This window comes from Streptomyces aureus, assembly GCF_001418135.1.
In the GTDB taxonomy this organism is placed as follows: Bacteria; Actinomycetota; Actinomycetes; order Streptomycetales; family Streptomycetaceae; genus Streptomyces; species Streptomyces aureus_A.
Genome location: NZ_LIPQ01000314.1, coordinates 1 through 8,601 on the forward strand (window position 1 = coordinate 1; position 8,601 = coordinate 8,601).

At 72.5% G+C, this 8,601-nt stretch carries 7 protein-coding genes; 5 read left to right on the forward strand and 2 right to left on the reverse strand.

The window, feature by feature from the left end:
- Nucleotides 1-737 (forward strand): antibiotic biosynthesis monooxygenase (locus AOK00_RS24985; protein ID WP_254047485.1); only part of this gene is annotated, 737 nt, incomplete at its 5' end.
- Nucleotides 738-785: 48 nt separating this feature from the next.
- Here AOK00_RS24985 and AOK00_RS24990 read toward each other — a convergent pair.
- The gene (locus AOK00_RS24990; RefSeq protein ID WP_055602522.1) at nt 786-2,645 is read right to left on the reverse strand and encodes an endonuclease/exonuclease/phosphatase family protein; all 1,860 of its coding nucleotides are present in this window, start codon (nt 2,643-2,645) and stop codon (nt 786-788) included.
- Nucleotides 2,646-2,877: 232 nt separating this feature from the next.
- Here AOK00_RS24990 and AOK00_RS24995 point away from each other — a divergent pair, with 232 nt between their 5' ends.
- The 4 genes from AOK00_RS24995 to AOK00_RS25010 all read left to right on the forward strand — a co-directional run bounded on the left by AOK00_RS24995 (nt 2,878) and on the right by AOK00_RS25010 (nt 8,024).
- Nucleotides 2,878-4,332 (forward strand): hypothetical protein, encoded by a 1,455-nt coding sequence (locus AOK00_RS24995; protein ID WP_055602523.1) that lies wholly within the window; start codon nt 2,878-2,880, stop codon nt 4,330-4,332.
- Between the two features lie 235 nt (nt 4,333-4,567).
- Nucleotides 4,568-6,016: an alkaline phosphatase PhoX gene (locus tag AOK00_RS25000; protein WP_055602524.1), complete on the forward strand. Its 1,449-nt coding sequence runs from the start codon at nt 4,568-4,570 to the stop codon at nt 6,014-6,016.
- Between the two features lie 66 nt (nt 6,017-6,082).
- The gene (locus tag AOK00_RS25005) at nt 6,083-6,835 is read left to right on the forward strand and encodes a GntR family transcriptional regulator (RefSeq protein ID WP_055602525.1); all 753 of its coding nucleotides are present in this window, start codon (nt 6,083-6,085) and stop codon (nt 6,833-6,835) included.
- Between the two features lie 172 nt (nt 6,836-7,007).
- On the forward strand, nt 7,008-8,024 hold the full coding sequence (locus AOK00_RS25010; protein ID WP_055602526.1) for a 1-aminocyclopropane-1-carboxylate deaminase: 1,017 nt from the start codon (nt 7,008-7,010) through the stop codon (nt 8,022-8,024).
- 18 nt (nt 8,025-8,042) lie between these two features.
- Here the strand turns inward: AOK00_RS25010 and AOK00_RS25015 are convergent.
- Nucleotides 8,043-8,601, reverse strand: a 559-nt coding sequence (locus AOK00_RS25015) for a TerD family protein (RefSeq protein ID WP_173861628.1), incomplete at its 5' end; no start/stop codon positions are given.

Sequence of the window (8,601 nt, forward strand, 5' to 3'; positions counted from 1 at the left end):
AGGTCGGGCCATTCCCTGTTCTCCCAGGCCTTGCGGATGGCGCCGACGCCCGCCCCGACCTCCACCGCCCCGGAGTCGGCGCCGTCCTCGTCAGCACCTGGCGGGTCGGCACCCCCGAGCGCCAGCGCGCGGCCGTCGGCGCCATCCGCAAGGCCTGGGAGAACAGGGAATGGCCCGACCTCGGGCTGCTCTCGTACAGCGTCTACGCCGGGACCGACGGGGACACGCTGCTGCACTACTCGCAGTGGACCGCCGAGCAGGCCTACGAGGACTACGTCCGCACCTACCGCGACGGCCGGAACGCCGAGATCGACGCCGCCGTGCCCGGAGTCGAGCGGGTGGAGCTCCGCCGTTACGCGCCGGTCCACCGCTCCGCCGTCCTCGACACGACGAGCACGGGGGAACTGCCCGGGGTCGTCGCGATCGTCGAGGCCGACTTCGACGGGCCCGACGCGGGGCGCCGGCGGGCCTGGGTGGACACCGTGTTCACCGCCCTGGACGAGGACGCGGCGCTGCGGCCGGGGTCCGGCGCGACCAGCGTCCACTTCCACCTGTCCACCGACGGCGGCCGGGTCCTGAACTACGCCGAGTGGGAGAGCGAGCGGGCCCATGTGGAGTGGCTGGCCGAGGACGCCCGGACGAGCGAGGCCTGGGCGCGGGTGCACCACTACCCGGGGCTCGTGGGCAGCCGGGTGAAGCGGTACACGCCCGCGCTCAGCCTGAGCGCGGGCGTGTGAGACGGCCGGACGGCCCGGAGCGGCTCGTCGCCGCGCCGGGCCGGGTGACTACGGGCGGAAGCGCAGGACCTGGGGGTCGTGGTCGCTGTCCTGGTCGGCGAACTCCGCGTTGATGTGGACGCTGTCGTACTCGAAGTGGTGCACACCGGGGCTCGTCAGGATCTGGTCGAGCACCTGGCTGTTGCCCTGGAAGACGTACGAGTAGCGCTCGCCGCGCGGCAGCGACTTCACGGCCGGGTACAGCGCGCCGCCGTCGGTCAGCGCGTTCGTCGTCCCGGAGAACTCGAAGTCGTTGATGTCACCGACGACGAGGACGTCGGCCTGCTTCTCGACCGCGAGGAGCTGCTTCACGAAGCCGTTGACGGACTGCGCCTGGAGGAGGCGCTTCGCCTCGGAGGAGCGGACCGGCGGCTGGTGGTGCGAGACGATGGACTCGTCGCCGCCCTTCGAACCGAAGTGGTTGGCGATCACGAAGACCGTACGGCCGCGGAAGACGAACTCGCCCGCGAGCGGCTTGCGGCTGCTCTCCCAGGCGGTGTTCGCCGGGTCGATCCGGCCGGGGGAGACCGTCAGGGCGGCGTGGCCCTTGCTGCCCGTCACGCCGGTGGCGGAGGTCGTGTCGGTGGCCGCGCGGTCCGTGAAGGAGACCCGCTCGGGGTTGAAGAGGAAGACCTGACGGATATTGCCGCCGGGCTCGCCGCCGTCCTTGTTGTTCTCCGGGTCGACCGAGCGCCACTCGTACGCCGGGCCGCCGGCCGCCACGATCGCGTCCGTGAACTTCTTCACCGTCTGGTCGGCGGCGACCGTGCCGTCGTTCTTGGCGCCGTTGTTGTCCTGGATCTCCTCCAGGGCGAGGATGTCGGGCGAGGCGAGGTTGGTGACGACCGCCTTCGCGAGCGCGTCGAACTTCTCCTGCGGGTCGCTCGGGTCGAGGTTCTCCACGTTGTACGTGGCGACGGCCAGCTCGTTCTTGTGCTGCTTGTCCGTGGACTCGCGCTCCAGGCCGCGGTCGACGACCGTGCCGAGGGTGCGGGCGGTGAGCGTGTAGCCGCCGAACTGGTTGAAGTCGAGCGGGCCCTCGGTGGTGCCGGTCAGCCGGTCGCCGACGTTCGCCTTGGGGAACGGCTGCTGGGCGATCGGGGTCAGCGACTGGATCTGGAGCCGGCCGGTGTTCTGCGACTCGTACGAGCCGTAGACCGTGCCGCCGCGCCAGTTGCGGTTCTCCCAGGGCTTCACCGTGACCCACAGCTCGGAGTACGGGTCGGTGGCGCCGACCACGCGGGAGGAGCCGATCCGGACGTTGGTGCCCTCAAGGGACTCGTAGTAGTCCAGGGCGTACGTCTCCGGGTCCAGGGTCAGGCCGTTGATCGAGCCGCCGGCGGCCGGGTCGCCCTCGGGGGCGTACGCGTCGGGGACGGACCAGGAGGAGATGGTCACCGGGGCCGGGACGGCGTTGCCCTGCGAGACCACGGTGACGACCGGCTTGGAGATCTGGGTCAGCGACTGGTTGCCGGAGTTCAGCCCGCCGGGGACGTACTCGGTGACGGTGCCGCTCAGGCTGACCGCGTCGCCGACGGCGACCGTCGGGACGGAGCTGGTGAAGACGAAGAGGCCCTCGCTGGTGGCCGGATCGGCGTCGCCCTCGGGGTCCTGGATCCAGAAGCCGCGCGAGCCGTAGGTGCGGACGCCGGTGACGACGCCCGTCACGCCGGTGACCTGCTTGCCGACGAGCGGCGAGACGCGCGTGGTGCCCTGGATGTCGTGGATGCGGACACCGGCCGCGCCCTCGGCGGCGGCGTTCGTCGAACCGGCCAGCAGACCCGCGGCGAGGGCGGCGGCGACGACGGCGGAGACCGCGGCGGAGCGCGCGACGGTGCGGCCGGCAGATCTCGGTATGGAGGAAGGCATCAGGGGACTCCGAGGGTGCTTGGAGGAACGGCAGATGAATCTACGCGCGTCAATCTCTGTGCATGGCGCCCAACTTGTCAAGAGTCGACGGGTGTACGAAGGCTGACGGATACGTGAACCGACGGACGTCCCCCCGGATGCGTCTACGCTGAGAGCCGCGCTCCGAGCCCGTCTCCGAGCCCCTTTCACCCGCCACCCTTCACCCACGGACGCGTCGAGGAGACCCCCCAAGATGTCAGCGGAGCACCCCACCCTTCCCCCCGTTCGGCTGCGTGCGGACGCGGAGCTGGCGCGGGACGCGCTGGCGGCCCCCCTCCTCGCGAACGCGGTACGGCTCGCCCGCTGGGCCGGACCCGACATCCGGGTCGACGCCGGCGGCGAGCTCGTCGACGAGCAACTGCCCGAGGCCGTCGAGGTCCTGGGCCTCACCGACGACGAGGAAGGCGAGATCTCGGCGGGCGACGCCTGGCGCCTCGCCGTCGACACCGGCCTGGTGAACGTCGAGGACGGCGCGGAGGACGAGGCGGGTGACACTCCCGGGCGGGCCTCGGCGGGCGACAACCTCGCGGTCGTCACGACCGGTTCGCCCCAGGACGTCCTCGCCCTCTGGCTGGACGGCTTCGACGCGGTCTTCGCCGACGCCGTCGCCCCGGTCCTCGACGACCTGGACGCGATCGTCGGTGAGGACGGCGAGATCGACATCGAGTCGCTCGACTGGGACCCCGAGATCGAGGCCGAGTTCCTGGAGGGCGTCCTCGGCAACCTCTACCTGCTCACCGTCAGCGAGGGCGGGCCCGGCGAGGGCCCGGTGCCGCTGCCCGCGCTCGCCGCGTCGATGGTCGTCCCCGACGACATGGGCGAACCGACCGACGACGTCCTGGAGCAGGTCTCCGACGCGATGATGCGGCTCGACGAGCAGTTCCGGCTGCTCGAACCGATCGGGCTCGTCGAGTACCAGCCCGTCGACGAGGCGCTGATGGCCGAGGAGGGCGAGGAGCCCGCGCCGCCCCTCGACGAGGAGGACGTCACCCGGTACGGCATGGTCCGGCTCACCGAGCTCGGTCTCTACGGCGTCCGGGCCCGGATGCTGGAGGCCGGTGTGGACGCCCCCGCCGTCGGCGACCTCGCCGACAAGGGCGCCGACGCGCTGCTCGACGGGATCGCCGGCTATCCGGAGGCCGCCGCCCGCGAGGAGACCGCCGCCTGGCTGACCGGCCGCGACGCGCTCGCCGCCGCCCGCGAGCTGCTGCACGCCGCACGCGGCTCGGATGCCGGCTCGCCGCTGCGCCGGCTCCACTGCCAGCAGACGCTGTCCCTGGTGGGCGCGGAGGCGGAGCCCGCGGTACGGGAGGTCCTGGACGACGCGGAACTCGGCGGCCTCGCGCGGGTCTGGCTCGCCGAGCGGGGCGCGACGGACGTGCCCGCGCCGCCGGAGTCGATGATCTTCTGGCTGGCGATCGACACGATCGCGGCCCAGCTCGACGCGGACGGCGACCTGGAGGAGCTCCAGGAGCTGATCGAGGGGCTCACGGGGCGCCACAGCGGCTTCTTCGAGGCGGCCTGGCGGGTGGAGCACCCGGCGACCGCGGAGGTCCTGGAGGCGATGGGCCGTCTGCACCGCGACAAGAGCGCGGCGAAGGAGGCCCGCAAGGCGGCCTTCAAGGCCCGGTCGCGGTCGGGGTCGTAGCGGTCGGGGAGCGGCGCGTAGCGGTCAGCGGCGCGGAGCGGCCGGGAGCCGGCAACGGGGGACCGGCGGCCGGGCGCGCCGGGGGGCGTGGCCGGGGCCGTGTCGGCGGGGCGGTCGTGGTCGGGGCCGCCGGGCTGTGCGCCCGGCGGTGTTCCCGTGGCGTTCAGGCGGCGTTCGTGGCGGCGCGGGAGGGTGGGCCCGCGACATCCGGGCCAGCACAGGGAGAACACCACACATGCCCCTCAACCGCAGAGAGTTCACGAAGCAGTCCGCCGTCGCCGGTGCGGGCCTCGCCCTCACCGGTGTGGTCGGTGCTCTCGCCACCGCGCCCGAGGCCCTCGCCTCCGACGACCCGGAGACGTACGGAGCCGACCACGGCCACGACCACGGTCATGGACACGGTCACGGCCACCGGCTCGGGTACGGAGAGCTCGTCGCCGACCCCGAGGGGATGCTCGCCCTGCCGGCCGGGTTCTCGTACCGCGTCATCACCCACAGCGGTGTGACCCGGCTGGAGTCCGGCGAGTTCACGCCCTCCAACCACGACGGCACCGCCGCCTTCGCCGGACCGCGCGGCACCACGTATGTGGTCAACAACCACGAGCTCAAGGGCACCCGCGACAAGTGGGACCACCCGGTCCCGCTCACCGAGGGGCTCGTCTACGACCCGGCCGCGGCCGGCGGCTGCACGGTCGTCGAGGTGCACCGTGACGGCACCGTCGCCGAGTGGGTCGGCATCGCCGGCACCTCCACCAACTGCGCGGGCGGCAGCACCGCCTGGGGCACCTGGCTGACGGGCGAGGAGAACTCGGACCGCGCCGGCGTCAACGGCATGACCAAGGACCACGGGTACATCTTCGAGGTCGACCCCCGCGACCGCCGCGCCAACCGCGCCCCGAAGCCGATCAAGGCCTTCGGCCGGTACGACCACGAGGCCGTCGTCATCGACCCCAAGCGCGGCCACGCCTACCTCACCGAGGACGCCTCCAACCCCAACGGACTGCTCTTCCGCTGGGTGCCGCCGAAGGGCTTCGAGCACGGCCGCGGCAAGCTCCGTACCCTCGCCGACGACGCCGGTGTGCTCCAGGCCGCCAAGTGCGTCGACTCCGCGGGCCGCTTCGTGGACGACCTCTCCCGGGCGAGCCGGATCGGCACCGTCTACGGCGTGGACTGGGTCGACGTCCCGGACCGTGACGGCCGCACCGTCTCCGTCCGCAAGCAGTTCACGGCCGGCCAGATCACCCGCGCCCGCAAGCTGGAGGGCATGTGGTGGGCCGACGGCGGCGCGTACGTCGTCTCCTCCTACGCGCGAGAGGAGAGCCCGGGCGCCGCGCACGACGGCCAGGTCTGGTTCTACGACCCCAAGCGGCGCACCCTCACCCTCAAGGTGCTGCTCGGCGTGAACGCGAACCCGGACGTGGACGGCGCCTACGACGGCCCCGACAACATCACCGTCTCCCCGTACGGCGGGCTCGTCATCGCCGAGGACGGCGAGGGCGTCCAGCACCTCTTCGGCGCCACCGACTCGGGCCGCACCTACCCGATCGCCCGCAACGACCTCAACGACAGCGAGTTCACCGGCGTGACCTTCTCGCCCGACGGTGACACGCTGTTCGCCAACATCCAGGACCCGGGCATCATGGTGGCGATCACCGGCCCGTGGCGCCGCCAGCCGCGCCGCTGACCCGCACCGGGCCTTCACTTCTGACCTCTGGTCAGCCCCATGGACTGACATCTAACATGTCAGTCCATGGACGCATTACGGCCCGTGGGCCGGACCCTGCTGCGTGACCGGGCCTACGAGGCGCTGCGCGAGGCCATCGTGCGCGGCGACCTCGCCCCCGGCGCTCCACTCAAGGACGCCGACCTCGCCGACCGGCTGGGGCTCTCGCGCGCACCCGTGCGCGAGGCCCTGGCCCGGCTCGGCGACGAGGGGCTCGTCGAGTCGAAGCCGCAGAGCTACACCCGGGTCACCCGGCCGGTGAGCCGGGTCGTCCGGGACGCCGCCTCGGTGGTGCGGGTGATGCACGAGCTCGCCGCCAGGACCGGCGTACCCCTGCTCGGGCCCGAGGGCATCCGGGCCATGCGCGAGGCCAACGAGCGCTTCGCCGCGGCCGTCCGCGCCTCGGACGTCGAGGCCGCCCTCCACGCCGACGACGAGCTGCACCAGGTCCTCGTCGTCGCCAGTGGCAACCACGCGGCCGCCGCCACGATCGCGCGGTACACCCCGCTGATCCGCCGTGTCGAGCGGCGCCTCTTCGGCGACGCCGGGAGCTGTGGCTCGGCCGAGCTGCACGCGCGGCTCATCGAAGCGTGCGCGGCGGGGGACGCGGCGGAGGCGGTACGCGTCACCACGGAGATCTGGGCGGCCCTGGAGCAGCTCGCGGACGACGCCATCGAGGTGGCGGAGGTGACGGGCATTCCGGCTCCCACCACTCCCACGTCGTCCACCGCTCCCACGTCGCTCCCGTTCCCCGCGTCGCCCGGGTCCGCGGCTCCGTAGCGCGCCCGTCCCCACGTCCTGCCTGCGCCCGTCCCCCCGTCCTGCCCGCGCCCGTCCCCACGTCCTGCCCGCGGCCGGCCCACGTCCGGCGCGTGAGCCCGTCCTCGCGTCCGGCCGTGCCCGTCCGCGTCCAGGAACGTCGACCAGCAGCCGTCACTCACCGGGAGCCGCTTTGCCGATCACCGACTTCGACCGCTACCCGCTCCTCTTCGGGCCCTCGCCGGTCCACCCCCTCGAACGGCTCACCCACCACCTCGGCGGCGCCACCCTCTGGGCCAAGCGCGAGGACTGCAACTCCGGTGTGGCGTACGGCGGGAACAAGACCCGCAAGCTGGAGTACCTGGTCGCGGACGCCCTCGCCCAGGGCTGCGACACCCTGGTCTCCATCGGCGGCGTCCAGTCCAACCACACCCGTCAGGTCGCCGCCGTCGCCGCCCGCGCCGGGCTGCGCTGCGTCCTCGTCCAGGAGAGCTGGGTCGACTGGCCCGACTCCGTCTACGACAAGGTCGGCAACATCCTGATCAGCCGCCTCGCGGGCGCCGACGTGCGCCTGGTGAAGGCGGGCTTCGGGATCGGCTTCAAGGAGAGCTGGGAGCTGGCCCTGCGGGAGGTCGAGGAGAGCGGCGGCAAGCCGTACGCGATCCCGGCGGGCGCCTCGGACCACCGGCTCGGCGGGCTCGGTTTCGCGAACTGGGCGTACGAGGTGGCGGAGCAGGAGAGCGAACTCGGCGTCTTCTTCGACACGGTGGTCGTCTGCTCGGTGACCGGCTCCACCCAGGCCGGGATGGTCGCGGGCTTCGCCGCACTTGCCGAGGAGGGCGGACCGGCCCGCCGGATCATCGGTGTCGACGCCTCCGCGAAGCCGGGGCCGACGCACGAGCAGATCACCCGGATCGCCCGGGACACCGCCGCCCTCATCGGCGTCGAGCGCCCGGTGACGGCTGCCGACGTCGAGCTGGACGAGCGCTACCACGCCGGGGTGTACGGCATCCCGGACGAGGCGACCCTCGACGCGATGAGGCTCGCCGCCCGCACCGAGGGCATGGTCACCGACCCCGTGTACGAGGGGAAGTCGATGGCGGGACTGGTCGATCTGGTGGACCGGGGAGAGATCGGCCGGGACTCGACCGTGCTCTACGCCCACCTCGGCGGCCAGCCCGCCCTCAATGCCTACAGCGCCCTGTTCTGAACCGGGGGAGCCGGCCGGTCAGAGTGCCTGGGCGGCCGGCTTCACCATGCCCCGGACGGTCCGCGACTTCACGAACTCGCCCATCGCCGTCATCTCCCACTCGCCGGAGAACTGCTTGATCAGCTTGGCCATCATCACGCCGGTCTGCGGCTCGGCGGTGGTCAGGTCGAAACGGACCAGCTCCTCGCCCGTCGCCGCGTCGATCAGCCGGCAGTAGGCCTTGGCGACCTCGGTGAACTTCTGGCCGGAGAACGAGTTCACCGTGAAGACCAGACCGGTCGCGTCGGCGGGCAGCCGACCGAGGTCGACGACGATCACCTCGTCGTCGCCCGCGCCCTCACCGGTGAGGTTGTCGCCGGAGTGCTTCACCGAGCCGTTGAGGATGGACAGCTTGCCGAAGTAGCAGCTGTCCAGGTGGTTGCGCTGCGGGCCGTACGCGATGACGGAGGCGTCCAGGTCGATGTCCTTGCCCCGGTACGCGGGCTCCCAGCCGAGGCCCATCTTGACCTGGGAGAGCAGCGGACGGCCGCCCTTGACCAGGGACACCGTCTGGTTCTTCTGGAGGTTGACCCGGCCC

What these genes read in the sequence shown, in the direction of transcription:
- AOK00_RS24995 (WP_055602523.1), top strand. Translation starts at nt 2,878, where the DNA reads ATGTCAGCGGAGCACCCCACCCTTCCCCCCGTTCGGCTGCGTGCGGAC.
- AOK00_RS24990 (WP_055602522.1), bottom strand. Translation starts at nt 2,645, where the DNA reads ATGCCTTCCTCCATACCGAGATCTGCCGGCCGCACCGTCGCGCGCTCC.
- AOK00_RS25000 (WP_055602524.1), top strand. Translation starts at nt 4,568, where the DNA reads ATGCCCCTCAACCGCAGAGAGTTCACGAAGCAGTCCGCCGTCGCCGGT.
- AOK00_RS25005 (WP_055602525.1), top strand. Translation starts at nt 6,083, where the DNA reads ATGGACGCATTACGGCCCGTGGGCCGGACCCTGCTGCGTGACCGGGCC.